Below are 25,139 nucleotides of genomic sequence, written 5' to 3' on the forward strand. Positions count from 1 at the left end.
CACTATTATTCGCGCCCACCAGCACGCCTCCGGCGCAAAAAAGGGGCTGAAGATCAGGCCCTTGGCCGTTCCCGCGGCGGCTTGAGCACCAAAATCCATATGGCCGTGCGTGGCCTTGGATGTCCCGTTCGTTTCATTCTGACCGCCGGTCAGAAAGGCGATGCACCGCAAGCCGATCTCCTGATCGAAGACCTACCAGCCGAGGTCGTCATGGCCGATACGGCCTACGACAGCGACCGGCTACGCAAACTCATTGCCGACAAGGGCGCGCAAGCGGTCATCCCGAACAACCCCTCGCGTGCCAAGAAGTATCCGCTCGACAAGCAACTTTATGCTCAGCGCTATCTCGTCGAATGCTGCTTCTCGAAGCTCAAGCAGTTTCGACGCATCGCCACACGATATGAGAAAACCGTTCGAAACTACAAAGCCATGATCGCTCTGGCCGCAACAATCCTATGGCTCAGATAAGTGTCCACAGCTCCTAAAGCGTGTCGCATCAAATTTGATTCATGCCACGCGCTTTAGCTCATTGTTTTGATGCATGTCGTTATCCCGGAACCGCGGCACACTTCCGGGCGACATGCATTAAAAACCAAACGCCGCGGAATTTTGCTCCGCGGCGTCAGGACGATTATCGGTTCACCACAACCTGTCAGGCGTTTGTCGATTCCTGATAGAGATTGGTGCCGATGCCGGTATAGGTAAAGCCGTGTTTGCGGACCTCGTCGCTGCGGTAAATATTGCGCAGGTCGACCAGGACCGGGGCGCGCATCGACTGCTTCAGGCGATTGAAATCGAGCGCGCGGAACTGGTTCCATTCGGTGACGATGACAAGCGCATCCGCACCAGCGGCCGCTTCATAGGGACCGCTCGCATATTCGATATTCTCGATCACCTTGCGGGCATTCTCCATGCCCTCGGGATCGTAGCCGACCACCAGGGCGCCGGCGTCCTGCAGGGTCTGGATGACCGCAATCGCCGGGCTGTCGCGCATGTCGTCGGTGTTCGGCTTGAACGTCAGGCCGAGAATCGCGATCTTCTTGCCACGAATGTCGCCGCCGACGGCCGAGATGACTTTACGTCCCATCGCCCGCTTGCGGTTGTCGTTGATCGAGATCGTCGTCTCGATAAGCCGAATCGGCGCGTCGTAATCCTGCGCCGTCTTGGCGAGGGCAAGCGTATCCTTGGGGAAGCACGAACCGCCGTAACCCGGACCGGCATGCAGGAACTTGGCGCCGATACGGCCATCGAGACCGATGCCGCGCGAAACGTCCTGGACGTTTGCATCAACCCGTTCGCAAAGATCGGCGATCTCGTTGATGAAGGTGATCTTCATCGCGAGGAATGCATTGGCAGCATATTTGATCAATTCCGAGGTGCGGCGGGTGGTGAAGACCAAGGGGGCCTGGTTGAGGTAAAGCGGGCGGTAGACCTCGGTCATGGCTTCGCGTGCCCGGTCGTCATTCAGGCCGACGACGATACGGTCGGGACGCTTGAAATCTTCGATCGCCGCGCCTTCGCGCAGGAACTCCGGATTGGAAACGACGGCGACATCCGCCGCAGGATTGGTTTCACGCATGATGCGCTCGACTTCGTCGCCGGTGCCGACCGGCACCGTCGACTTGGTGACGATCACGGTGAAGCCTTCCACATAGGTGGCAATCTCGCGCGCCGCGGCGTAGACATAGGAGAGATCCGCGTGGCCGTCGCCGCGCCGGGACGGGGTGCCGACCGCAATGAACACGACGTCGGCGCTACGGACGCTTTCGCCGACATCCGTCGAAAACGACAACCGGCCGGTGCTGGTATTTTCGGCGACCAATTGTTCCAGACCCGGCTCGTAGATCGGAATGCGGCCTTCGCGAAGGGCTTCGATCTTGCTCAGGTCCTTGTCTACGCAGATGACGTCATGGCCGAAATCCGCAAAGCAAACGCCTGAAACGAGGCCGACATAGCCTGATCCAATCATCGTGATGCGCATAATTCCCTCAAATCATTAGAGTAGGACATCATGCTGCGTCGCAGCATGGCGTCCGTCATACTTAATCTGGGCGAAAAGACAATATCGAAGATCGCTTGATACCCATACCGGAAATCGAACTTGGGGCGCCGCAACTCTCTGACGGCGGCCCTGTCGATAGCAAAAACATAGGTTTGTGTGAGCGATATGACAAGTCGAGCCGTTCGTCAGAGCGGCTCGACCTGGATTTCTAAAGCGGTGCGTTCAGCTTATTTTGCGGCGCCCGCTGTCACAGCCGGTACCAGACATAGGGGTCTGTTCCCGATTGAATCTTGTCCCAGCGCAGATCGGTATCCCGCCAATTCTTGATGCTGCTTAGCCTGTTGTCGAGCACGAGGTCGCCCTTATCGGTCCTGACCACCAGGACGGCATGCCCTTCACCGGAGGGTGTATAGGCGGTCGCAATCCGCAAAGCGCGCGACGACCAGCCCATCGCGATCAGCCGGCTGCGCTTGGTGAGCGCGAAATCTTCGCAGTCGCCGCTGCGCACATTCACCTTCCAGACGTCGCCGTTCAATTCGTTGCGGGAATCGTTCCGGCCGATCATCGTACGATTGACGGTGCCGTTCACGTTTTTCAGCTGCTGCATTTGCTCGTCGGTGAGCGCGACGACCGAGAGACCGTTGTTGTCGCGGCATTCGGCCGGGTTCTGGGCGCAGAACAATACCTGCGCGAAGGGCGGAATGATCGTGCCTTTTTCAGAGATATAGCTGACCGCCGACCTGCCGTTCAGGCCGCGGGCGAAACCTGCGGGACCGGCGGCAAATGCCGAGCAGGCATTCCCTGCTGTAAAGGCCAGCGCCAGAAGTGTAACGAATGTCTTCTTCATCTGTTAAATCCCCGTTCAGGGCAACTGATTGAGATCAGGCTTGCCTTTTTTCTCAGTCAATGGCATGGCGATCTAGTGATCCGCCAAGTATTGGCTGCAGAACGTCTGTCCCGTTCCTGCTGCTTGACGGAGCATAGCCGGGGGCTTGTCTCGATTGGCTTAAGTCTTTCGCGACAATTTTAAACGATGTGAAATTCTGTTGCACTTTAACACGCAAGCCTTTGATATGCAACTTATGTTAGTACGTGCATATTAACCGCTCGGGTTGTAATTCTGCCGTTGCCGCTCGCCGGCGAAGAGATCGAATGTTATCCAACCTCATCAACAGGCAGGTTTTGCGAGAGGCCCTTCTCTTCGCCTTTATCGGCCTCGTTATACTGACGCTCATTCCGTTCGGAAGCGTCACGCCCTTTCCCTTCGCCTTTGCTGCGATCGGAATGTTTACCCTTGGCGCCATTTCGGCACTGCTGTTCGGAGAGCCGAGACAAAGCAGGCGGGTTTTCGGTATCGCCCTGTTGATGCTTGTCGTGGTGACGGGCTGGACGTTCATCCAGACCATTGAACTGCCGTCCAACTGGCTGGCAAACCCGGCCTGGAGTGCTGCGCGTGACCTGGCAGGTGTCGATTACGCGGCAATCTCGGTCGAGCCGGCCGACACGCTGGCGTCGATCCTCTCCGTGGCACTGCCCTTCGTTACGTTCCTGACCGGGCTTCTCTTATGCGATACCGATCAGCGTGCGAGGAAAGTGTTGGCCTTCCTCGGGCTGTCGGCGGGTATCATCGCTGTGTTCGGTCTGCTGCAGTTTTCACTGTTTCCCAGCATCTTGATCGTCGTGGAGAAGCACGCCTACCTCGACAGCCTGACCGGAGTCTTCGTCAATCGCAATACCGCGGCGACCTTCCTCGGGCTTGGAACGCTGCTGATGCTGACCCTGGTCAGAGACATCGTCCGTTCCTATTCGAAGCATCCGCCCGGCGAGCCGGGCCGAAACACTCTTCTGTTGAAGTCGTGGATGTATATCCTGCTCTTGTGCGCATGCTTCACCGCGCTGATGCTGACCCGCTCACGCGCCGGCATATTCGCGACCTTTATTGCCGCTCTCATTTATTTCCCGTGGCTGGTCATGAATTGGAGCGGCTCGCGGCGCTATCTGAAACCGGCGCCGGGATGGCGTTCGATGCTGAAACTCCTCTCGGCGATCGTTTTCGTCGTCGTGCTGCTGACGGTGTTTGCAGGTCAGGCGATTTTGCGCGCACAAGAGCGGCGGCTCGAGGATGATGATCGGTTCTGCATCCTGCCGGGCATTTGGCGTGCCATTTCGGATCATTGGTTGACCGGGACCGGCCTCGGAACCTTCCGGACCGTATTTCCTGCCTATCGCGATCCTGCCTGTGGAATTTTCGGGATCTTCGACCGGGCGCATAATTTCTATCTCGAAGGATTTTTGGGTCTCGGAATATTATTCCCGATTGCCGCGATCCTGGTCTTCTCTGTCCTTGCCAAGGTGTTTCGGCAGGGGTTCGCCCAAAGGCGGCGTCTCAGGCATTTTGTGCTGCTCGGCTTGGCGGCAACGGTTCTGGTCGCCCTTCATGCGGCCGTCGATTTCTCGCTGCAAATACCGGGTTTTGCTGTGTTTTATTCCGCGTTCCTCAGTGCGGTCGTCGCGATAAGCCTTGGGCGCAGCAACGGAGAGGCGGATGTGGCATATGAGCGGCCGCTCAGCCGCTAAAATTTAAACAGATGGTTTATGAAGGTTTTTGAAAAATAGCGATTGTGCAGGTGCGAACTGTTGACTCTGAAACGCAAGAAATTTTATAGCGGGTCTAGCCCTCGGGTTCTTACGGCGCCAGAAAAGTTAAACTGGGTCGTTATTCGCTTCCTCAGGGGCTTGGCGTTGCCAGCCTGCCACAGTTAGGGGAATGTTAATCGGCTTTCAGTGTTATTGATCGGGGTTTGTCTTGTATTTTGTCAGATTGCGGGGCAGTAGCTTCAGGGGCGTCAACACAGGTTATTCTATGGGTTGTTCTCGTATCGGTAGTACACGCGTCGCCATTGTTGTAGCGCTAACCACTATATTGGCAAGCTGCACATCGTTGCCAAGGTCCGGTCCCGATCACAAAGATGTCGATCGAGATGCGGCAGTGAAAGTGACAACGAAGGAGCGTCGCGTCGGCATCGACTACGCCCTGATTGATCTCAGCAAGAACGTTCTGCCCTATTTTACCTCTGCCCAGCCGACGTCCTTCAAAGGATTTGGCGGTGGTCGCGGAGGAGCGCCTGAAATTCCGCTTGGTTACGGCGATGTCGTTCAGGTTGCCATCTTCGAAGCGCAGTCCGGTGGGTTGTTCATTCCCTCGGACGCCGGCAGCCGACCCGGCAATTACATCAATCTGCCGGAGCAGACCATCGATCGAAACGGAACGATTACGATCCCCTATGCCGGTCGCGTTCCGGCCGCCGGTCGCCTGAAGGAGACCGTGGAGCAGGACGTCGAAGATCGGCTGGCGAGCCGCGCGATCGAGCCGCAGGTGGTTATTACGACAACGAACAGCCGCTCCAGTCAGGTGGCCGTGCTCGGTGACGTCAACAATCCTCAGCGCGTCACGATCAGCCCGGCCGGTGAGCGTGTTCTCGATGTCATTTCCGCCGCCGGCGGTTTGACGACCAACAATATCGAAACGAATGTTACGCTGCAGCGTCGCGGCAAGACGGCAACCGTCGCCTACAATACGCTGTTGAAGAATCCGGCGGAGAATATCTATGTCGCGCCGAATGATACGGTCTCGATCGATCATGAGCGCCGCACCTATCTCACGCTCGGCGCCGCTGGCGTCAGCGGCCGCTTCGATTTCGAAGAATCCGACCTGACCCTAGGAGAAGCAATCGCCAAGGCGGGCGGTCTGCGCGACGACCGCGCCGATCCGGCTCAGGTCTTGCTCTATCGCTTGGTCCCGAAGAAAACGGTTCAGTCGATGAACGTCGACACGACGAGATTTGCGGGTGAGACGGTTCCAGTGATCGTCCGCGCGAATCTGCGCGATCCGGCGACCTTGTTTGCCGTTCAGCAATTCAAGATGGAAGACAAGGATATTATCTATATTTCCAATTCGGACTCTGTTGAATTGGTCAAGTTCCTTGACATCGTAAACTCGGTATCGTCCACTGTTGCCGGCGTGACCGACGATGCGAACGATACTCGCAACGCGGTCCAGGATCTCGGAAATTGATTGAAATAGGCGAGTCGGCATCGATCGCGAGTGATCAATGCCGGCGGTCTATATAGCGGATTTGATGAAGGACTATGTTATGGCAAGGTCAGCTGTTTATCGTAAGCTTGCATATAGCGGAATTGTCGTTGCGATGTTTGCCGGGATGAATTCAAGCGCTTTTGCGGCGGCTTGCCTGGGTCCGGCAAATCTTACTTCCGTCGATGTCAGCGGATTTACGGCCAACCCTGCCGTTCTGCTCGATATGTCCGATCCATTGATTTTGTCGTCGCGTGTTCGCGCCCTGGTCGGGACCAGCAATGACGCGCTGTCGCCGGTGATCGAGCAGGCCAAGAAGGCCAATGCCGCGCAGATGGCGGCTATCGGCTCCGGTCTTGGCCGGGCCGCAAACAGCTGCCAGGTATCGGATCCGCAATTCAAGCTGGCGATCGAAAAGGCCGTTGCCGACGCGGCGAGTGCCGATCCCAACCTTGCTCCGCTGCTTGCAGCCTTTGCAAAGGTCCTTGCCGAAGGTGGCACCGCGGCGCTCGGTCCGGGCGCAGGCGCTGCCGCTGCTGCATCCGGCATTGGCAACACGGGGTCGATCGGGCAGACAGGTCCTGGATCGGACGATGGTACGCCCTTTGACGGCGCGGCGACGACTGCCGGTTCGCTGGTTTCGAACGCCGGCGATGGAGATAGCTCGACCTCGACCTCGACAAGGACATTCCTCACCGTCAATGGGGGAGGGCAGTCCTCCTCTGACACGACGGGATCGACCAGTCCGAGCACACCCGTCATACAATAGCTGGAATTGCCCGTAGATCTTAGCGCTTGACGCCTTAGTTGGAGATCGAAATTGCTATCGCCAGATAAACTTACGCCGCGTATCGACCCCTCCCGCGATACGGGAAACGAAGCTGATTTCATCGATTTCGACAAGCTGATCGCGATCGCCCGCCGACAGTGGCGGATGGTTGCGGCGTGCGCGTTCGCCTTCGCCATTCTCGGCGTTGTGTATGTGCTGACGTCGGTGCCGGTCTACACCGCCGACACAAGCGTGCTGATCGACCGCAGCGATAACCAGGTGATCAACCAGCTGGCGGCTTTCGGCCAGATGGACGATGACGAAGGTACCGTCCTCAGCCAGGTCGAGCTGTTGAAGTCCGACACGATCGCCTATGCCGTTGTCGATAAGTTGAAACTGGTCGACGATCCGGTGTTCAATGCACAGCGCAATTCGCTGTTTTCAGTTGCAACCGTGAAGTCTCTGTTCAGTTTCAAATCATGGTTTGCCGACGACGCGGCAGTGGCGCCCGATCCGGAAATGCAACGGCGGTACGCTGCGGAAACTGTGGCCGGCAATATCGATGTCGAACGTGTCGGCAAATCCTACGTTCTCGATGTCAGTTATACCTCGCAGTCACCCGATATGGCGCGTCAGATCGCCGCGGCCATTGCAGACGTCTATCTGGTCGATAAACTCAATTCGAAATACGAAGCGACACGCCGGGCCGGTGAATGGCTGCAGGAGCGTATCGAAGAGCTTCGGCAGCAGGCACTGGACACCGACCTTGCGGTTCAGAAATTCCGCAGCGAGCATGGGCTTGTCGAGGCCGGATCCGGTACGCTGATCAGCGAACAGCAGCTTTCCGAGATCAACACGCAGTTGATCAATGCCCAGGCCGAGACGGCGAAGGCCGAGGCAAAATATGCGCGCGTCAAATCGATCATCGACGCCAAGCAGACCGATGCTATCGTCACCGATGTGCTCGACAGTTCCATTTCCAACGACCTGCGCAAGAAATATCTCGAGGCTTCCAAGCTCGAGACCGAAATCGAGGCGCGGCTCGGTCCCGATCACGTTCAGGCGGTTCGGCTTCGTGCGGAAATGGAAGAATATAAGAGACTCATGTTCGATGAGTTGAACCGCATCGCCGAGAGTTACCAAAGCGAGCTGCAGGTTGCGCAGTCACGGGAAAATTCTCTGCGTGACAGTGTCACGAAAGCGACCGGTGTTGCCGCGACGGCCGGCGAAACGCAGGTGCAGGTTCGCGAACTCGAGCGCACGCGCGATACCTATAAGAATCTTTATCAGAGTTTCCTGACGCGCTACCAGGAAGCCATTCAGCAGCAGAGCTTCCCGATTACCGCTGCGCGCATCATCACGATGGCGGAGACCCCGACGAAGCCGAGTGCACCGAAGAGAGCCCTTGTCGTCGCTTTTGCGATGTTCCTCGGATGTGCGGTCGGAAGCGGCATAGGCGCTTTCCGAGAATTCCGGGATCGGTTCTTCCGCACCGGCGATGACGTCAAGGAAGTGCTCGATGTGGAATCGCTTGGTGTCATGCCGCTGGTTGACGATAACGTCGATGATCCCACGCTCGTCGATCCAAGCAATCCGCGAAGCATCGCCAGGGGCAGCAAGACCACGACCTATGTCGAGGAGCATCCGCTCTCGGCATTTGCCGAGACGCTTCGAAGCGCCAAGATTGCGATCGACCTCAGTGCGGCTGATCAGCGCTGCAAGGTCATCGGCGTGGTGTCGAGCTTGCCCGGCGAAGGAAAGTCGACGACATCCATCAATTTTGCCAAGCTTCTGGCAATGCAAGGCGCCCGCTGCCTGCTTATCGACGGCGACATGCGAAATCCTGGCTCGACCCGGGCAATCGGCCGCCATGCCGAGGCCGGCTTGCTCGAGGCGATCGTCGACGGCCGTCCGCTCAAGGATCTGATCCTTCTCGATCCCAAAACCAAGCTTGCATTTCTGCCGACGGTTGCACGATATCGTGTCCCGCATTCGTCGGAGCTGCTCGCATCACGTGGCATGGATCAGCTTCTTGAAGTGGCGCGTCAAAGCTTCGATTACATCATCGTCGACCTGCCGCCTTTGGCGCCGGTTGTGGATGCGCGCGCTATCAATTCGAAGCTCGATGCGGTGGTTTTCGTTATCGAGTGGGGAAAGACATCGCGCAAGGTCGTGCAGTCGACGCTGCTGTCGGAGCCTGAACTCTATGCGAAATGCGTCGGCGCTATATTGACCAAGGTCGATCCGTCGCAGATGAAGCTTTACCGGACATTCGGCTCCAGCGAATACTATTATAAGCGTTATTCGCGATACTATACCGAAAGCTGATGTTCCGAAGCCGGGTCGTTTCGGTCACCAGGATCGCTTTCGTTATCGTCACCGTCGTCTTTGTGGTGCTGGCCGGACGAGAGCTCTATGCTTCGATCAGAACGGCCAGCATCTCGATCGTCGCCGAGAGGATCGAGCGTGGCGATACCGTCGCCGATGATGTGGTGACGAGATATGCGTCGCGCAGTGTCGACGTGGTTGACGGACATTATTGCCGATCCGATATTGTCGCTGCCGGTGTGACGCTCGTTCTGGCGCAACTCGACCGACAGAATGTCAATGTTAACTACGATGCCTGGGTTGCTGCCGCATCGAGCGCCCGCGGTTATCTGCAATATGCGCTCTCCTGCATGCCGACGAACAGTAATTTTTGGCTCCGTCTCGCCGCTGTTCAGTCGATCATCGCGGAAGAGCCGCTTTCGATTGCGGGAATGATGAAGCGTTCGGTCGCTTTCGCGCCTTACGACGAGTCGATGATTTTGACCCGGTTCTATTTCTGGAACGATTTCACCGATGCAACGCTTTCGGCGGCAAAGACTGCGCTCAATAGCGATCTCACGACGATGCTGAAACTTGGCGATCGTTGCAGGGTCAACGCCACCATAAAAGAGATCAGCCCACAACTCCGCCCGATCTTCGATCGAACTTGGGCAGGCGCCGGAGACGGCGCCACAGCGCGATTTCGGCAACGCTGCAGCAAGTAACCGACGGCAGATTTCTGAGGACAGTTCGAGACCCAAGACGGCTGTATGCAAGGCTTGATGGGCGACAACGCCCGCTGCTTGCGCAGCGGGCGTTGTCGATTGATCGGCGATTGGATGATCAGACGCTGGCGCCCGAGACAAAATCCGTGCCCGTGATATTGAGCGTCAGAACGCCGGCGTCCGTGTGACCTTGGCCGTCGGAGATCTTGTAATACTGGATGGTTTCCGTGACATGATCGCCCGGAGCGATATCGGCTGCCAGATCATAGGTGAATGAGCCGTCGGCCTTGACATGGAACGTGCCATAGGTCCCGACGACGTCGGTGGTTGCGCTCGGGTTGCCGTTCACGTTCGTGCCGGCGAACTGACGGAGGAAGAGATGTCCATTGTCGCCGGGAATGTCGTTGTCGAGCGCATTGCCGGCGATCGGGCTGCCTTCGGTGAAGCTGTAGTGGTCGTCGACGGCGATCGGCTTGACCTGAGTTACGCCCTGAATATTCAGGGTGAACAGGCCGACATCGGTATGACCGCTGCCGTCGGAGATCTTGTACGAGACCTTTTCCTGGAGCAATTCACCATTGGTGAAGTTGACCTTGGCAGCATCGCTCAGAACATAGGTGTAGCTGCCGTCCGGCTTGACGAAGAAGGTGCCGTAGTCGCCCTGGATTTCAGTAACCTGGCTGTTGCCTTGCTTGGCGCCAACGCTCTGCTGGTCGAATGCGCGAAGGAATAGGTGGCCGTTGTCAGATGAATCGTTGCTCAGCAGGTTTCCCGAGATGACGTCGGTTTCCAGAAATGTTGCACTATCGTCGGTTGCGTGAATAGCCATTGTATCTCTCCTTGAATTGATCTTCGCTGGCCAATTTTAACCTTAGCGACGGGTGAGATTAAGGATATATTAATACAGCGAGTCAAGGCTAGGATTAACAGAAGATGAACAGAAGATCGTTCTGCGTGCAATAATGACACACATAGTTTCGGCGTAAGGTAAGGAAGCACTTGCCGATGAGTGCTTTAATAATAAGTGAATACGCGACATAATGATCGATTGAGCATATTTCTTCAGAATGTAAGAAGTTTTATGCGGAGGCAATCAATAATAATACCCGAGTTCACTTCTAGGTGGACGAAATTGTCAAATAATCACATTGGGCTAGCGATCTCTTTTGGTGATTTTGTCGCGCTGCCCCGATATGCCGATCTCAGGCCATTTTAAGTTCACCATTGTCATTTCCATTCTCGGATATGCCGAGGGAGAACCTTCGCAGTTGCGGCGACATTATCACAGCAATCCGTCTGTTACGGAAAATGGACTGCTATCGAACCGACATTCTAGTAAAAATACAATTCTGTCGTGCGTTGCAACTTTGACGCCATGAAAGATACCTGGAGGACGAAGAAAGTACCCCCTGCGGTCAAGAATATCGACAGATAGAAAGAATTTTAGTGTTTCATTTTAGCTGGCGGAGAGAGAGGCGCGCTTAGAAGATTTCCATTACCTCGGGGAGATCAAAGCATGACCGTCTACTACGTGAATTCAGCGACAGGATCCGACCATAACAACGGAACCACGGAGAGCTCGGCTTTCGCGACCTTGTCAGCGGTCGAATCCCTGAGGCTGAACCCCGGTGACAGTGTGCTGCTTGCCGCCGGCAGCGTGTTCAATGAACAATTCGACTTGAAATACTCCGGAAGTGTTACGGCGCCGATCACCATTGGCAGCTACGGTCTTGGCGACGCCCCGGTCATTCACAGCAGCAATGACGGCATCCATGGTTCTAAGGCCTCGAATATCGTCATCGAGAATATCAAGATCGCCGATACTGGGGCGAACGCGATATATGCAGGGAATGTGTCCAACTGGGTCGTGCGGAATGTTGAGGTGACGAATACGGGCCTTGCCGGAAAGCCCGGATCCGTCAGCTTCCAAAGCAGCCAGAACATCACCATCGTAAACAGCACGCTGACCGGTGTCCATTCCGACGGGATCTGGATGGAAAAGGTCAATGGCGTCACCCTGATCAACAACACCGTCACCAACGCCCAGGGAAGCGCGGCAGACGCCATTCAGCTCAACGACAGCAGCAACATTCTCGTCAAGGACAATCATCTGGAGCAAACGCAAACCAACAGCGCCAAGGGTGTCCTGGTGCTGATCCGCGCTCAGGATGCCCTGGTCGAGGGTAATACGCTCATCGGCGGCGGTTTCGGGTTGAGTGCACAGGCGGGCACCAATATCGCCATCCACGACAACAATATCTCGGGATATGGCGGCTACAGCTGGTCCTACGGCATCGGCCTGGGCGATCAGGGCGATGCGAAGAACTATGATATCAGCGGGAATTATATTCACGATGGCGTGTACGGGGTTCTGGTCAGCGCCGCCGGCAATCCGCTCTATGTTCGCGAGAATATCGATGTTCATGACAATGTCTTTGACGACCTGTCGTCTTCGGCGCTGAAGGTCGACCGGCCTGCATCGGGCTCCTTCTATGACAACATTATAGACAGCGATGTGTCGACGCTGACGATGCCGGCCGTAATCGCTGCGCAAAACACCTTCTTTGTCGGCGACAACAAGACATTCGAGCAGGCGCAGGCCGAACTCGACAGCGCTGCCGGCAGCACGACCGGCGATACGTCACCGAGCCACGAGCAGACGCCTGCCGTACCGGTCATCGAACATCCTGCGGAAATCCCGGCGCAGCCGCTGGTATCCGCCCCGGCGCCTGTGACCGAAACGCCGGTAGTGAACGTGCCCACAGTCGCCGCGCCGAAAATTGTCGCAGTCCATGACAACTTGAAGATTTCGGCCGATACGGGCAGCGCATATCATGGAAATCTTCTTGAAAATGACAGTGCTGCCAACGGGCATGTACTGCTCCGCCGCTTTGGCGACGGTGCCGTGGATAAATATGGGCTGACGGTAACGGGGAAATATGGTGTGATCCATATCGAAAGTGATGGCGATTACACCTACACCGTCGACGCGGCGAAGCTCGCCGGTCTTAGCGGGAACGTCAGCGAATCCTTCCAGTACAAAATTTCCGACGGCGCTTCGCACATCGACACGGACTCGCTGGGTATCTACATCAATGTCGATGCATTTCATTCCAGCCACGCGTCGCACCTGTTGGTCTGACGCACGCCAACGCCGAGACAGCGTCAGCCGGCCGTCTTCCCGGCTGACGTTTCCCGAGTTCCTTGGTCGATGATGAGCCGCCGCAGGCTGTGAAATGGGGCAAGGCGCGGTGACAAAATATTTCCGCGGTTCATATTCAGAACACACTATAGACTAGATTTATAGTTAACGCCTCAGTAAGCCTCGTGTCTATGTGCGCGACATGTTCAACCCTTTGAGCCGATATTGGGCGGTTTACGGTTTTCACTTGCTTGGGCCGGTATATTTAGCATAGCGTTAAGCTAGGGCCCCTGAAATCGCTCGCTATAAATTGGAATTTTCGGTCATTTTTCAGTGGGATTCATGTAATAAGCTTTGGACTTGTCAGTGGGTTTCGGTACCGATGCCGAAAATCCCAAACAGCGATGTCATTATTCGGGCTTCATTGGCCTGTAGCTGCGATGTACGCAGATTTATTTGCCCGTATGCGATGCGGTAGGAGAGGATTTAATTCGTGTTTCAGAGTTCAGCGACTGATGCCAGCGAGCCGTCCCAGGCCTTGCGGAAATGCAAGGGGGGACTCATCTTCATTGGCATAGCAAGCGCGCTTATCAATATTCTCTATCTTACAAGCTCGTTTTTCATGCTTGAGGTCTATGACCGGGTCATCCCCAGCAAAAGCATCCCGACGCTGGCTGCCCTGGCAATACTTGCCCTCACTCTCTACGCTTTCCAGGGCGCCTTCGAGGTTCTCCGGAGCAGAATGCTGGTGCGCGTTGCCGGTGCGCTCGACGAGATGATGAACGGACGCGTATTCCGGGCGCTCATCAAGGCGCCGTTGAAGGTCAAAATCGGCGGGGACGGGCTTCAGCCGTTGCGCGACTTCGACCAGATAAGGACCTTTCTGTCCGGCATGGGCCCGACGGCGATGTTCGATCTGCCCTGGCTTCCCTTCTACGTCGTGATCTGCTTCCTGTTTCATCCGGCGATCGGATATATCGCGATCGGTGGATCGCTGGTGCTCGCCATCCTGACGTTCCTGACCAACCAGGGAACGCGGACGCTCTCAAAGAAGCAATCGGAAGCCGGCAACATGCGCAATGCCTTCGCGCAGACCTCGATCCGCAACTCCGAGGTCATTCACGCAATGGGCATGGCCGGCACCATGGCTGAAATCTGGGACCGTAAAAACAGCGAATACCGGCTCATCAACCGGCAGGCGTCGGATGTCGGGAACGGATATGCGACCCTGTCGAAGATTTTCCGTATTGCCCTGCAATCGGGAACGCTTGCGACCGGCGCGATCCTGGTCATTCAAGGACAGGCGTCCTCAGGCATTATCATCGCGGGTTCTATTCTGACGTCTCGCGCTCTGGCGCCTGTGGAAGCGGCTATCGGAAATTGGCGCGGTTTCGTTTCCGCCCAGCAGAGCTGGGCCCGGCTTGCGAACCTGTTGAAAACCATTCCGGAAATTCCCGCCCCGCTCGCGCTTGCAGCGCCTTCCAAGCAGGTTACGGTCGAGGGGCTGGCAAGCGGGCCGCCGGCGGGCCAACGCCTGGTCATTTCCGATATCAGCTTCGGGCTGAGAGCGGGTAGCGCCCTCGGAGTCATCGGTTACAGCGCCTCGGGCAAGTCGTCTTTGGCGCGGGCGATGATGGGCATCTGGCCGACCGTTAGGGGATCCATTCGCCTCGATGGCGCAGCACTCGACCAGTGGGATGGCGACGCGCTCGGCCGGCATATCGGCTATCTCCCGCAGGACGTGGAACTGTTCTCAGGAACCGTCGCTCAGAATATCTGCCGTTTCGCCAAGGAAATGTCGCCTGAGGCGGTGGTTGCCGCAGCGCGGGCGGCGCGTGTTCACGATCTCATTCTTCGGCTGCCGAACGGTTACGAAACCGAAATCGGTGAGGGAGGCGCCGCGCTTTCGGCCGGCCAGAGACAGCGTATCGCGCTTGCAAGAGCGCTCTACGGCGAACCCTTCCTCGTCGTGCTCGACGAACCGAACTCCAATCTCGATGAAGAAGGCGAGCGGGCGCTGAGTGCCGCGATCATGAGCGTGCGCGCACGCGGCGGCATCGTCGTCGTCATCGCGCATCGGTCCGGGGTTCTGGCGGTCTGCGACTTCGTGCTGATGATGCAGGACGGCCGGATGATCGCCTTCGGACCGAAAGAGGAAGTTCTGGCACGGGTCAGCCGGCCGGAAGCGGCGCCGCGTACGCCGATTGCCGAGCGCGTGGCTCAGCTCAAAGTCGTCGTCGACGGCATAAATGCCGCCGAATAGGCCGGAAGGAAGATTGTGAGTAAGGTTATCAGTGAATCGAAACGCTCCCTCAATCGCCATGTCGCCATTGTCGGCGTGTTGTCGCTAGCCCTGGTTTGCGGCATTGGCGGCTGGGCGGCAACGACCGAGCTTTCGAGCGCCGTCATCGGCGAGGGCGTGGTCGTCGTCAACGGCGATGTCAAGAAGATCCAGCACCTGACCGGCGGCATCGTGTCGAAACTGCTGGTCTCCGAAAATGACCATGTGACGGCTGGACAGGTCCTGATACGGCTCGACGGCACGACGACAAAAGCACAGCTCTCGATCGTCGAGAGCACACTCGCTCAGCTTTATGCGCGCCGTGCCCGCCTCAAGGCCGAACGGATCGACGCCGAGACATTCGATGTCCAGGAAAACATCAGCGATCTGACGTCCAGCACCTCGGCGCGGGATCTGCTCGACGGCGAGACGAAGCTGTTCGACAGCCGCAGATCGGCGCTGATCGGAATGAAAAGCCAGCTGGCGTCGCGCAAGGATCAACTGGCCGAGCAGATCAAGGGGTTGGTCGTTCAGATCGACGCGACCCATGATTCCCTGGGCTTGATCGAACAGGAACTCGAGGGTGTCGATACGCTCTACAAGAAGGGGCTGGTGACGCTGCAGCGTTTGAATGCGCTCAAGCGCGCCCGCGCCGACCTTCAGGGTAACAGCGGCCAGGAAATCGCTGCAAAGGCGGAGGCCGAAGGCAAGGCGATCGAGATCGATCGCCAGTCGATCCAGCTGGACGAGGATCGCCGTTCGGAGATCGCCAAGGAACTGACCGACGTTGAGGCGAAGATCGCCGAAAATGAAGAGCGCCGAGGAACTGCGCTCGATCAGCTCCGCCGTCTCGACATTACCGCGCCGCTCAGCGGGCGCGTTCACGAGCTTTCCATTCACACCGTCAATGGCGTCGTCAATCCGGGTGAGACGCTGATGCTGGTCGTTCCCGAAAATGAAGATCTGACGGTTGAGGCGAGAGTTGCCACGCGCGATATCGACCAGCTTCACGTCAGCCAGTCCGTCGATGTGCGTTTCAGCGCCTTCGATCAGCGCACGACGCCGGATGTGCGCGGTGAGATCACCTCGATTGCGCCTGATATCGTCAAGGATGAGCGGACGGGCATCAGCTATTATCCCGTTCGCGTCAAGCCGGAGGCTGAAAGCATCGCCAAGCTGAAGTCGATAAAGCTCTATCCCGGCATGCCGGCCGAAGTCTTTATCAAGATCGCCGACAGAACCGTTATCTCCTATCTGACGAAGCCGCTGACCGATCAAATGCAGCACGTATTTCGTGAGGAGTGATGGCGCGGCTGTGCCGCGTCACAACCGGCATGAGCGGTCATCTTCATAAAATGGTCTCAAGCCTGCTGCAGTTTGTGTCAAGAAGGGCATGGCTGCATTTCCAGCCGGATTTTGGACGCGTGACCTATCGGTTCCGCCGAGATATGATTTCGCCATGATAAGTTTGCGGCTTTGGCGAGCAGCGCCGGTTGAGAGACGATCGCCCTATGGATGGCTTCTGCTTTTGGCGTGTCTGGCGATGCTCGGGGCGCCGGAAAGCGGTCATGCCGGGAATGCCCCGCCGTTGAAAATAGTAGCGTTCGGAACATCATTGACGGCTCGGGGAGGGTGGCAGCCCGCTCTCGAGACAGAGCTTGCAGCCTGCCTGCAGAGGCCGGTGAAAATCGAGAGCGTTGCAAAAAGTGGCGAGACATCGCTATGGGCTCTTACCCAGCTCGATCGCGTCGTTGCCGAGCAGCCGGATATCGTCCTGATCGAGCTTTACGCTAACGACGCAGCATTGCAGCGGTTCGTGTCGCTTGCGCAAAGCCGAAAGGATATCGGCGATATCCTCGATCAGCTTCGGCAGCGCCTGCCGCAGGCGCGGATCATCGTCATGGCGATGAATCCCTTTTCGGGGCTGCGCGGCCTGATCCGCCCCTTTGTCGGCAGCTATATCTCGGCCCATCAGGCGGAGGCGCAGAAACGCGGTCTGGAGTTGGTCGACCACCAGCCGAACTGGCGGCGTCTGACGCCGGTAGAACTGGCGGCAGCAATTCCGGATGGCGCCCATCCCCTGCCTGAGATTGCATCCAAAGTCATCGTGCCGGAACTTGTCAAACACATTACCGGTGGCAATTGCACGGAATGAAGGATCTCCGCCGTGCCGACAGCGTCTCTGCGGGGGCTGATTCAGACTGCCGCGAGATAGCCTTTGAGGTAGTTGACTAGGGAAGCCCGTCCAACCTCGGACGGATCCTCGTGAGAGGGACTGTCCAGATCTGCAAGAAGATAGTTTTTGAGATCCTCGTCGGAATGCGCGACATAGATGCCCGGCCGGCCGGCGAGCTGACCTACGGTGGCAAGCTGGTGATCGTTTCGATGCTCGCCGAGGGATGCTTGCCGCGGCACGAGAATGATCGGTTTTCCAAAACGTTTCGCGGTTAGCACCGTGCCAATTCCCGCATGCGAGACGATGACAGTCGCGTCGCGAAAGACCCTATCGAAGTCCGCGGGCTCGATATTCTTGATCCATTTCATATTCTGTGGCGTGTAGGTGCCTTTGCCGATCTGCGCCAGAACCGGCTTGGACAGTTCCTTTGCGAAAGTGTCGACGGCCCTGATGAGGCGGTCAAACGGCAGCTGCGTTCCGACGGTGACAAGGATCAAAGGACAGCTCCTGCGTAGTGGGGACCATCCGGCCGCGACAAATGTTGCCATTGCGTGAGCCACAGCGTCGCGATACGGCCAGCCAATTTTCCCGATAGGGACAACTTCTCGACATTGGCGACGCTATCGATCCAGATCGTCCGCTTGCCCGTCAATTTGCCGGCAAGCAGGCAGAAAAGTCCGGGCGCAGCACCCGTGGAAATGACAACGTCGGGCCTCTGCTTGATAACCATGGCGAAGGCGCTGAAAAAGCATCGGATCGACATGGTAATGGAGTCGCGGCTGCAATCGGGCAGGACCAGCCCGTCGCGAATATCATATTTGGCAAGCAGCCCGGGAATGGTCGTTGCAAAGACGATATCGCAGCCCTCGAACGCGCCGCGCATGGCCATCAACTGCTCCCAGTGGCCGCCTCCCGACGAGGCAGCGAGAACCTTTATTTTTTTCTCAGCCATAGACAGGCATCTCCTATATTTGACCGACGGCAAGAGCGAAAAACCGTTCTGTTCGAACCAGCAGTTGTGTCACGATAATTCAGTAGAAGTGTATCATTCTCGGCTCGGTTGGTTGAAGCCTTGCAGTTCATCGGCAGCCGTTAGACATGATAATTTTGGTTGGAACATAGTAACGGCCAGAACGTCTCCAAGAGCGCTTCCGCAAATAATATCAGTGGGCGGCATTGGGCTTGTATTCCTGATAGGCATGTCCGAGGATCCCGTTAACCATGCCGGCGCCGCGCAGAACATGGGTGAGCGCTCGCATGCCCCAGTAAGGTGAAATCAAGATCGCCGGCAGCATGAACAGTCCGAGCACGACCCTCGTGGTGCCATAGGCCGCGCGGTAGAGCCGGCGCTTGAGGTTGCCATGCAGCACCTCGCTGACTGCGAAGGTATTGCCCAGACGGTACTGTCTTTGCAACACCCATTTCCAGGTCATCCGATTCGCCGGAACGATGTCATAGACAAGGGCCTTGTCAGCCCAGAAAATCTGCATGCCGCGGCGGATGGCCTGGTTGAAGAAAAGATAGTCCGTTCCGCCGGTGAACCGCATCTTCTCCTCAAAACGAAGATTCCATGAGCGGATCAGGGGATAGTCGAACATGACATTGTTCGAAGCCGCATAACCGATACGCTGGCCGTCGATGTTCTTCTTGCGCTCGAAAACCCTGGCCTTGATGAAATATTCCGGCGGGTTTTCGGGATAGACCGGCTGGACGGGGCCGTAGACGCAATCGGCGCGGTTTTTCTCGCGGGTCTCCAGCATGGCGTCCAGCCAGCCGTCGACCGGCCATTCGTCATCGTCGAGAAAGCAGAAGAGGTCGGTGCCGGGAGGTGCCGAATCCAGCGCGCGGTTGCGCGCAAAGGGGATGCCCTGGTTTTGCTCGACGACGTAGACCAGGTCGTAGGCGCCTGTCTGGCCAAAGCTCTCCACCGTTGCCTTGGCGCTGCCGGCCGCATCATTGTCCACGATCACCATGGTGAGATGATAGGGGCGGGCGGGGTGCCTGATCTGGCGCGTCATGACGTCAAGCAGCTTGGCGATCCCGTCCAGACGCCGATAGGTCAGCACGCCGACGGCGATCTTCAACGGCGCAGCGTCTGCCTGATCGGTGCCGCGGGATGAGCGCGGGAAAGTTTCCTGCTGGTTCATGACTGTCCTCTCCGCAGCATATTTCCCAAACGCTTGCGCGCCGCCATCAGGGCCACCTCGGTTGCGGCAGCATCGCCGAACGGACCGCCGGTCACCGTGTTGCGCGCTTCGCTCCTGAGCTTCAGCAGCGATGTCGTTTCGGCAATGCCGCCAGCCACCAGGCTCTTGCCGAGCGCCTGCAGCCCATCGTATCGGCGCGCCAATTCCAGTCCTGTCGCGATCATGATCCGCGGGCGCAGCGTCTTTGCCCTGCTTGTGCCGGTATAGCGGTTCGAGGCGTGAATGCGCTGGAAGGTCAGCGGTGTTTCGATGATGGCGCCACGGCCAAGAAAGGCTGCAGCGAACTTGATGTAGTTGTCGCTGAGGACGACGTCTGTCGCGACGGACATCGGCAATATCTGTGACAGCAGGCTGCGGCGGAAGCTCAAGCCCGAAGTCGGAACCGGGAGCGAGGGAAAGCCCCCCTTGCGAAGCGTGTCCCGCTTGTCGAACAGCATCATCTGCAATTCTGCAGGAGGCTGGTCGCTTTCCTCGGTCGTGACACGGTCGAAACACCAGTCGATCTCGTTGCGATCGTAGATCTCGGCAATCCGCGCGAGTTTGCCGGGCAAAAACGCATCGTCGGCATCAAGGAGAAAGAGGACATCGCCGCTCGCGGCCGCAAAGCCTGCATTGAAGCTCGAGGCCTGGCCAGCGTTTTCCTTCAATACAGCCAGAATCCGGTCCCCGTAGGAGGCAAGAATCTCGCGGGAATCATCCGTCGATCCGTCGTCGACTACCACCACCTCGAAGTCAGGATAGGCCTGCAACAGAACGCTATCGATGCATGGGCGGAGAAAACGACCATAATTGAAATTATTGATGAGCACCGAGAGCTTCAAATTACCGCCTCCTACAGCGCCGCGCGTCTTCTCAGACGCGCAAAGGACGCTGTAATATTTCGAATTGCTAAGGCCAATCGATCACCGCGCCAGCGTCTGAGGCGCATATCGGCGAATTCCAGCCCGATAACCGCGCATGTAGTAATATTTCCAGATAGCCCAGAAACGCTTCTTGGATTGCGGCAGGAGATAAAGCGTGGCTGCCCGGAATGCCCATTGCGCGCTTTCGATCCACGTCGGAAGCGGAACTCCGCTTAACCTTACTCCTGCAGGCACTTCGTCGGGAAAGAGCGCCGGCATGCCATAGCCAAGACGCTCGCCTCGTTTCTGCACCCAATCCTCGGTGACGCTTGATGCTGGAATCCAGTGATGAACCACGGCTTCGGCGCATCGATAGGATTTGGCGCCGTTTGCCGCCAGACGGATGATGATCTCCGCATCTTCACCCATGGCAAATATCTTTCCCGGAAGAGGACCGATATCTTCCCGGTAGCGCACGCTGGCACCCAGCAGTTCCCGCCGAATGATCGTATTGGGGCCCCAGACTTTTGTCGGGTCGCACGGCCCGCTTTGCGTTTCATCGACGATCGCAAAGGTGGAGCCCATCGGAATCCACTCGATGAAGCGATCCTTTGGCTCCTTTTCCCAATCGGGGACAATTCGGCCTCCGAAGACGCCATAGCCCGGATGGGCGATGGCGCAGTCGACGATGGCTTTCAGCCAGTTCGGTTCGGCGCGTATGTCGTCATCGGTAAAGACGACGAGATCGCCCTTCACCCGATCCAGAGCCAAATTCAGCGCCCCGGACTTTCCCGGCTTGCGCTGTTGCAGGATCGTGATGGGGAGCTTGTCGCCATACGACGTCAGAAGATCGAACGTGTCGTCATTGCTGTTGTTGTCGACAGCAACCAGTTCCCATCGATCGTGGGGAAGCTCCTGGCGCACCAAGGAATCCAAAGTATGGCGCAGCCGGCGGCTGGCGCCATTATAGGATGAAAAGAGTACGCTGACGAATAGATCCGACATCAATGACCAACCCTCGTGGTGAAGTCGAAAGAAAAAAGCCTCATATTTTGACTGCCTGTGCGATATTTGAACGGGATCGGCGCCTTATGCCGGGTTCGACCGGGTCTTGCCGAAAAACTCGCGCCTGTGACTTTGGCCGAGTATCCTCAGCTTTCGAAGATTGCGCAACCACCGCCGCGGTTTGGTAAGCACGCCGCGGTTCAGGAAATACTGTCGCAGCAGGCTTGGTGCCTGGCTGTGCGATCCGCCATGGGCGACCCGATAGACCGCCCCGCGAAAGGGAAGTTTCGTCAGCGGCGCTCCACGTTGGGACAGGATGGTCGCAATGCGGACGTGGCTGCCCAGCATCGACTTGATCCAGTCGAGAGAAGCATCCTCGAAGCGGCCGGGGAGCTCGTAGAGATCGGCACGAATGATCAACGAGGTGCCGCAGAGATGGCTGAAATCATCATGGCCGAACAGGAAATTGCCGCCATCGTCCCAGATATAACCGTGGTCGATCGTCCACCCGTTTGCATCCCGATTCTCGGACGCGTGCTGCACGATCCGGGAGCTGACGAAGTCATCGTCGTCGACAATCATGAAGAAGCGGCTATCGGCGGCGGTCAACATGCCGCTCAGGACGCGCCGGCCCTTGTCTGCCCGGAAGGCGTCAAGGAAGTCTTCCTTGCTGCCCTTTCCAAGTTCATGCAGGTCGTTCGGCGGAAAAGTCACGCGCACGGCGGAAAACTTTTCCGGCAGATCAGGCAGGTCGGCGCCTTCGTTCGCCACGATGATCCCGCGCCAATCTCCATTGGTCTGGTTGGAAATCGAGGCCACGGTCTGGCTGAGATTTGCCTTCAGCTTGCTCCAATCGCGGGCATTGTCCTGGTGTCGGACCGGTATGATGAAGGTAACGAGTGGCATCAATAACCCCTTAAGCCCGCAAGCTCATAGCTTCTTTGTTATCGACACGCCCTTTGGCCGCCTGGTGACGCGCCCACTCGATCCCGTCGTCGAGCGAGGTTGCCTTGTATGAAAGATCCGTCCCGCCGGAGAACGCATTCATGAAGCGGCGGATCTTTCCATAGCTGTTGTCCAGCACGGCATGTGGACGGCCGAGCAGCAGCGAGCAGATATGGACGTGCAGGCGGTCGGTGACGATTGCGCGGGCACGTGAAATCTGGCTGATGCCGCGTTCGAAGCGGTTATGCGCAGCCGCGTCCAGCCTGCGCAATGCGACTTCGCTGGGCTTCAATGCGAGATAGGCCGAAGCTACGCCAAGCTTCTTGGCGATATTCACCTTCCGTTTCGACTCCGTAATCCAGTCTTCCACAGGAATGTCGGAAGGAATGCTGCGATCGGTGCCGCCAACCCGTTCCGCATCCTCCCGCAGCATGGCGAGGACGGGAATTTGCGTCGCCCTTTCCGGAAGCGCGCCGATGGCGAAAGCCATATCGGGGCATAGCCGCACCGCGCAGTCGAAATGTTTCTCGGAAAATTCCTTCGATTCTTCGTCGCGCACGAGCAGCACGAAATTCTTGTGGCGCCCGATTGCCCGTTTGGACTGTTCGATGCGCTCAGGCGAGCTGTAGTGGATCGACTGCGGGAACTGGACGATCTGCCGATCGGGGAAGCGCTCCATGATCGCTTCACGGAAATCCTGATGGGCAACCCAGATATCGCCGAAATTGCCGCCGCCGTGAATGAAGATCGGGCCTGTGGGAACGCGCCGTTTCAGCTCTTCCGCGGAGAAGTCGTACAGCCTGGAAACATAGTCCGGGCGCTTGCCGAAGCGATTCTTGAGATAGGCCATCTCACCCAGCCAGATCGCCGAGTCGCCACAATTGCGGATGTCGGGGAAGTCGAGAATCGCGAGCGGCTCGTCGCGCGAGACATAGTCCTTCAGGCAATCATGGATCATGCCATTGAGTTTTGCGATCAGCTCAGATCTGGATAGGCTGGTCATTCTGCCTCACTTGTTAAGGTTCGTTTTAGCTTTAAGCCGACTTGGGAACGGCTATACGTTTGGCTTTTGACAGGAACTTGACGGCGATACGCTGAACTTCGGTTTCCGGGCCATTTGGCTTCTTCATTGCGAGCCAAAGGACAAAGCTGGAACCGATATAGAGAATACCGCCGGTGACGACGAGGATGGCGAGGTGCAGGGCCAGCGCCGGCTTGTCGGTGGGGGTGTTCAGGACATGCGACAATCCCCAGACGCCGGCGGCCATCAGGGCGACACTGGCCAGCGCGCGGAAATTTGCGGCAAGCTGCTGGAAGAACGGCAGATTGATCAGGCGCTTGACGAGAAGCATGTTGACCACCGTGGAAATCAGACCCGTCAACACCCGCGCATAAACCACGCCCGGAAGCCCGGCCATCATCAGGCCGGCGATGATGATGGGAATGCGAACCACCAGCATCTGCGTGTCGCGGATGAACAGCATCTTGGTATGGCCTTTCGCCATGCCGAGCGGCTGGACGAGCGAACCGAGCGTCTGCAGCGCGAAGACCGATGCCAGCGCCTGGACGATGAAGATCGCAGGAGCCCACTTCTCTCCCAGGGCAAGCCGCATCATCGGATCCGCCACGACAGCCATGCCGATCCCTGCCGGAAGCGCCACCGCCGCCAGCAGCGCCTGCGCGCGCTGATAGGCGGCGACCAGCCGGACCGGATCGTTGCGGACCTTGGAAAAGCCCGGATAAATCGTCTGGTTCAATGGCGCCGTCGCCTCGCGCGTCGGCAGCGTCGAAAGAGTGTTGCCGACGGTATAGTGACCAAGCTGCGTGGCGCCGAGCATCTTGCCGATCAGCAGATATTCGATCCGCCAGTTCAGCGTATTGACGATCTGTCCGGCCGTCAGCCACACCGAGAAGGAAAACAGTTCCCGGGCATGGCGGAAGGTTATACGCGGCCAGAACGGCAAGACGGTGTAGGACACGATGATATTGGTCACCTGATAGGCGAGCGTGCCGATCACGAGCGCCCAATAGCTCTGGTAGATCGCAGCAATTGCCACCGTCACGATGAAGCCGACCAGCTTTTGCGAGACGTTGAGGACGAATTCCTGCCAGAAGATCAGATCGCGCTGGAGCATGACGCGGCGCGGATTGGCGAGACCACTCAGGAGCAGGCTGAAACTCAGGGCAAGCATCACACTCGTCAAACGAGGTTCATTGTAAAACTCGGCGATCGGATAGGAGGCGGCGGCAAACAGCAGCGCCAATATGGCGCTTCTCGTTACGCTCAATGTCCAAACCGCGCTGAAGTGAGTTTCGCTCGGAGATTCGTGGCGGATGAGCGCCTGATTGAGTGAAAGCTCGGTGACCGAACTCAAGATGACCTGGATCGTCGTTGCAATGGCGACGAGACCAAAATCAGCCGGTACGAGATACCAGGCCAGAACAAAGGTGCTGAGCGCTGAAAGCCCGTTGACGATGGCGCGGGACAGACTCAGCCACATGCTGCCCTGAATCAGTCGGTCGGTCACACTGCTCATGGGCGAACCGCTCCCGAGATGGAGAACATCGACCAGTTGAGCGGGCCGCATGCCCATCCAAGGTGCTTCTGCCCCTTGCGGGCGCAGAGGGTATCGATGGAGTTGGAA

At 57.5% G+C, this 25,139-nt stretch carries 20 protein-coding genes and 1 pseudogene; 10 read left to right on the forward strand and 11 right to left on the reverse strand.

The window, feature by feature from the left end:
• Positions 1 to 468, forward strand: a pseudogene (locus BBJ66_RS18305) (IS5 family transposase); the annotation flags it as partial.
• A 184-nt stretch (positions 469 to 652) separates the two neighbouring features.
• On the opposite strand, the gene BBJ66_RS18310 reads toward BBJ66_RS18305, so the two are convergent.
• Together BBJ66_RS18310 and BBJ66_RS18315 are read right to left on the reverse strand one after the other, a co-directional pair.
• Positions 653 to 1,981, reverse strand: coding sequence for a UDP-glucose dehydrogenase family protein (locus BBJ66_RS18310; protein ID WP_049733741.1), 1,329 nt, complete (start codon positions 1,979 to 1,981; stop codon positions 653 to 655).
• A gap of 268 nt (positions 1,982 to 2,249) precedes the next feature.
• Positions 2,250 to 2,849, reverse strand: a complete 600-nt coding sequence (locus BBJ66_RS18315) for a transglutaminase-like cysteine peptidase (RefSeq protein ID WP_071088794.1) — start codon at positions 2,847 to 2,849, stop codon at positions 2,250 to 2,252.
• A gap of 305 nt (positions 2,850 to 3,154) precedes the next feature.
• Here BBJ66_RS18315 and BBJ66_RS18320 point away from each other — a divergent pair, with 305 nt between their 5' ends.
• The 5 genes from BBJ66_RS18320 (at position 3,155) to BBJ66_RS18340 (ending at position 9,896) form a co-directional block, all read left to right on the forward strand.
• Complete coding sequence (locus BBJ66_RS18320; RefSeq protein ID WP_049733743.1) at positions 3,155 to 4,579, forward strand: O-antigen ligase family protein; 1,425 nt, start codon at positions 3,155 to 3,157, stop codon at positions 4,577 to 4,579.
• A gap of 286 nt (positions 4,580 to 4,865) precedes the next feature.
• Complete coding sequence (locus tag BBJ66_RS18325; protein WP_049733744.1) at positions 4,866 to 6,077, forward strand: polysaccharide biosynthesis/export family protein; 1,212 nt, start codon at positions 4,866 to 4,868, stop codon at positions 6,075 to 6,077.
• A gap of 79 nt (positions 6,078 to 6,156) precedes the next feature.
• Entirely contained in the window at positions 6,157 to 6,864 is a 708-nt protein-coding gene (locus tag BBJ66_RS18330) for a sugar transporter (RefSeq protein ID WP_071088853.1), read from the forward strand.
• Between the two features lie 51 nt (positions 6,865 to 6,915).
• Positions 6,916 to 9,192, forward strand: a complete 2,277-nt coding sequence (locus BBJ66_RS18335) for a polysaccharide biosynthesis tyrosine autokinase (RefSeq protein WP_071088796.1) — start codon at positions 6,916 to 6,918, stop codon at positions 9,190 to 9,192.
• Entirely contained in the window at positions 9,192 to 9,896 is a 705-nt protein-coding gene (locus BBJ66_RS18340) for a hypothetical protein (RefSeq protein WP_049733746.1), read from the forward strand. The genes BBJ66_RS18335 and BBJ66_RS18340 overlap by 1 nt, the downstream gene beginning before the upstream one ends.
• A gap of 118 nt (positions 9,897 to 10,014) precedes the next feature.
• On the opposite strand, the gene BBJ66_RS18345 is transcribed toward BBJ66_RS18340, so the two are convergent.
• Positions 10,015 to 10,725: an Ig-like domain-containing protein gene (locus tag BBJ66_RS18345; protein ID WP_049733747.1), complete on the reverse strand. Its 711-nt coding sequence runs from the start codon at positions 10,723 to 10,725 to the stop codon at positions 10,015 to 10,017.
• Between the two features lie 687 nt (positions 10,726 to 11,412).
• On the opposite strand from BBJ66_RS18345, the gene BBJ66_RS18350 reads away from it, so the two are divergent.
• The 4 genes from BBJ66_RS18350 to BBJ66_RS18365 all read left to right on the forward strand — a co-directional run bounded on the left by BBJ66_RS18350 (position 11,413) and on the right by BBJ66_RS18365 (position 17,474).
• Positions 11,413 to 13,038 (forward strand): right-handed parallel beta-helix repeat-containing protein, encoded by a 1,626-nt coding sequence (locus BBJ66_RS18350; RefSeq protein WP_049733748.1) that lies wholly within the window; start codon positions 11,413 to 11,415, stop codon positions 13,036 to 13,038.
• A 493-nt stretch (positions 13,039 to 13,531) separates the two neighbouring features.
• A complete protein-coding gene (locus BBJ66_RS18355) occupies positions 13,532 to 15,301 on the forward strand; it encodes a type I secretion system permease/ATPase (RefSeq protein WP_049733749.1) in 1,770 nt (589 codons plus the stop codon).
• Between the two features lie 15 nt (positions 15,302 to 15,316).
• The gene (locus BBJ66_RS18360; RefSeq protein ID WP_071088798.1) at positions 15,317 to 16,624 is read left to right on the forward strand and encodes an HlyD family type I secretion periplasmic adaptor subunit; all 1,308 of its coding nucleotides are present in this window, start codon (positions 15,317 to 15,319) and stop codon (positions 16,622 to 16,624) included.
• A 154-nt stretch (positions 16,625 to 16,778) separates the two neighbouring features.
• A complete protein-coding gene (locus BBJ66_RS18365) occupies positions 16,779 to 17,474 on the forward strand; it encodes an SGNH/GDSL hydrolase family protein (protein ID WP_049733805.1) in 696 nt (231 codons plus the stop codon).
• Between the two features lie 41 nt (positions 17,475 to 17,515).
• Here the strand turns inward: BBJ66_RS18365 and BBJ66_RS18370 are convergent, their stop codons facing one another.
• The 8 genes from BBJ66_RS18370 to BBJ66_RS18405 form a co-directional block, all read right to left on the reverse strand.
• Positions 17,516 to 17,992: a glycosyltransferase gene (locus tag BBJ66_RS18370; protein WP_049733751.1), complete on the reverse strand. Its 477-nt coding sequence runs from the start codon at positions 17,990 to 17,992 to the stop codon at positions 17,516 to 17,518.
• Positions 17,989 to 18,447 (reverse strand): glucuronosyltransferase, encoded by a 459-nt coding sequence (locus tag BBJ66_RS18375; RefSeq protein ID WP_049733752.1) that lies wholly within the window; start codon positions 18,445 to 18,447, stop codon positions 17,989 to 17,991. Before BBJ66_RS18375 ends, BBJ66_RS18370 begins: the two co-directional genes overlap by 4 nt.
• 211 nt (positions 18,448 to 18,658) lie before the next feature.
• Entirely contained in the window at positions 18,659 to 19,642 is a 984-nt protein-coding gene (locus BBJ66_RS18380; protein WP_071088801.1) for a glycosyltransferase, read from the reverse strand.
• Positions 19,639 to 20,523 (reverse strand): glycosyltransferase family 2 protein, encoded by an 885-nt coding sequence (locus tag BBJ66_RS18385; RefSeq protein ID WP_071088803.1) that lies wholly within the window; start codon positions 20,521 to 20,523, stop codon positions 19,639 to 19,641. The genes BBJ66_RS18380 and BBJ66_RS18385 overlap by 4 nt, the downstream gene beginning before the upstream one ends.
• 81 nt (positions 20,524 to 20,604) lie before the next feature.
• Positions 20,605 to 21,549, reverse strand: coding sequence for a glycosyltransferase (locus BBJ66_RS18390; RefSeq protein ID WP_049733755.1), 945 nt, complete (start codon positions 21,547 to 21,549; stop codon positions 20,605 to 20,607).
• An 84-nt stretch (positions 21,550 to 21,633) separates the two neighbouring features.
• The gene (locus BBJ66_RS18395; protein WP_049733756.1) at positions 21,634 to 22,455 is read right to left on the reverse strand and encodes a galactosyl transferase; all 822 of its coding nucleotides are present in this window, start codon (positions 22,453 to 22,455) and stop codon (positions 21,634 to 21,636) included.
• A gap of 10 nt (positions 22,456 to 22,465) precedes the next feature.
• A complete protein-coding gene (locus BBJ66_RS18400; RefSeq protein ID WP_049733757.1) occupies positions 22,466 to 23,497 on the reverse strand; it encodes a polysaccharide pyruvyl transferase family protein in 1,032 nt (343 codons plus the stop codon).
• Positions 23,498 to 23,528: 31 nt separating this feature from the next.
• Positions 23,529 to 25,031 carry a lipopolysaccharide biosynthesis protein gene (locus tag BBJ66_RS18405; protein WP_049733806.1) on the reverse strand — a complete coding sequence of 501 codons (1,503 nt, stop codon included), beginning with the start codon at positions 25,029 to 25,031 and terminating at the stop codon, positions 23,529 to 23,531.
• Positions 25,032 to 25,139: the final 108 nt, after the last annotated feature.

It is taken from the genome of Rhizobium sp. RSm-3 (assembly GCF_001854685.1).
Lineage (GTDB): Bacteria > Pseudomonadota > Alphaproteobacteria > Rhizobiales > Rhizobiaceae > Rhizobium > Rhizobium ecuadorense.

What these genes read in the sequence shown, in the direction of transcription:
- BBJ66_RS18310 (WP_049733741.1), bottom strand. Translation starts at nt 1,981, where the DNA reads ATGCGCATCACGATGATTGGATCAGGCTATGTCGGCCTCGTTTCAGGC.
- BBJ66_RS18325 (WP_049733744.1), top strand. Translation starts at nt 4,866, where the DNA reads ATGGGTTGTTCTCGTATCGGTAGTACACGCGTCGCCATTGTTGTAGCG.
- BBJ66_RS18405 (WP_049733806.1), bottom strand. Translation starts at nt 25,031, where the DNA reads ATGAGCAGTGTGACCGACCGACTGATTCAGGGCAGCATGTGGCTGAGT.
- BBJ66_RS18375 (WP_049733752.1), bottom strand. Translation starts at nt 18,447, where the DNA reads ATGGCTGAGAAAAAAATAAAGGTTCTCGCTGCCTCGTCGGGAGGCGGC.
- BBJ66_RS18400 (WP_049733757.1), bottom strand. Translation starts at nt 23,497, where the DNA reads ATGACCAGCCTATCCAGATCTGAGCTGATCGCAAAACTCAATGGCATG.
- BBJ66_RS18350 (WP_049733748.1), top strand. Translation starts at nt 11,413, where the DNA reads ATGACCGTCTACTACGTGAATTCAGCGACAGGATCCGACCATAACAAC.
- BBJ66_RS18315 (WP_071088794.1), bottom strand. Translation starts at nt 2,849, where the DNA reads ATGAAGAAGACATTCGTTACACTTCTGGCGCTGGCCTTTACAGCAGGG.
- BBJ66_RS18320 (WP_049733743.1), top strand. Translation starts at nt 3,155, where the DNA reads ATGTTATCCAACCTCATCAACAGGCAGGTTTTGCGAGAGGCCCTTCTC.
- BBJ66_RS18330 (WP_071088853.1), top strand. Translation starts at nt 6,157, where the DNA reads ATGGCAAGGTCAGCTGTTTATCGTAAGCTTGCATATAGCGGAATTGTC.
- BBJ66_RS18395 (WP_049733756.1), bottom strand. Translation starts at nt 22,455, where the DNA reads ATGCCACTCGTTACCTTCATCATACCGGTCCGACACCAGGACAATGCC.
- BBJ66_RS18390 (WP_049733755.1), bottom strand. Translation starts at nt 21,549, where the DNA reads ATGTCGGATCTATTCGTCAGCGTACTCTTTTCATCCTATAATGGCGCC.
- BBJ66_RS18380 (WP_071088801.1), bottom strand. Translation starts at nt 19,642, where the DNA reads ATGAACCAGCAGGAAACTTTCCCGCGCTCATCCCGCGGCACCGATCAG.
- BBJ66_RS18345 (WP_049733747.1), bottom strand. Translation starts at nt 10,725, where the DNA reads ATGGCTATTCACGCAACCGACGATAGTGCAACATTTCTGGAAACCGAC.
- BBJ66_RS18340 (WP_049733746.1), top strand. Translation starts at nt 9,192, where the DNA reads ATGTTCCGAAGCCGGGTCGTTTCGGTCACCAGGATCGCTTTCGTTATC.
- BBJ66_RS18365 (WP_049733805.1), top strand. Translation starts at nt 16,779, where the DNA reads ATGATAAGTTTGCGGCTTTGGCGAGCAGCGCCGGTTGAGAGACGATCG.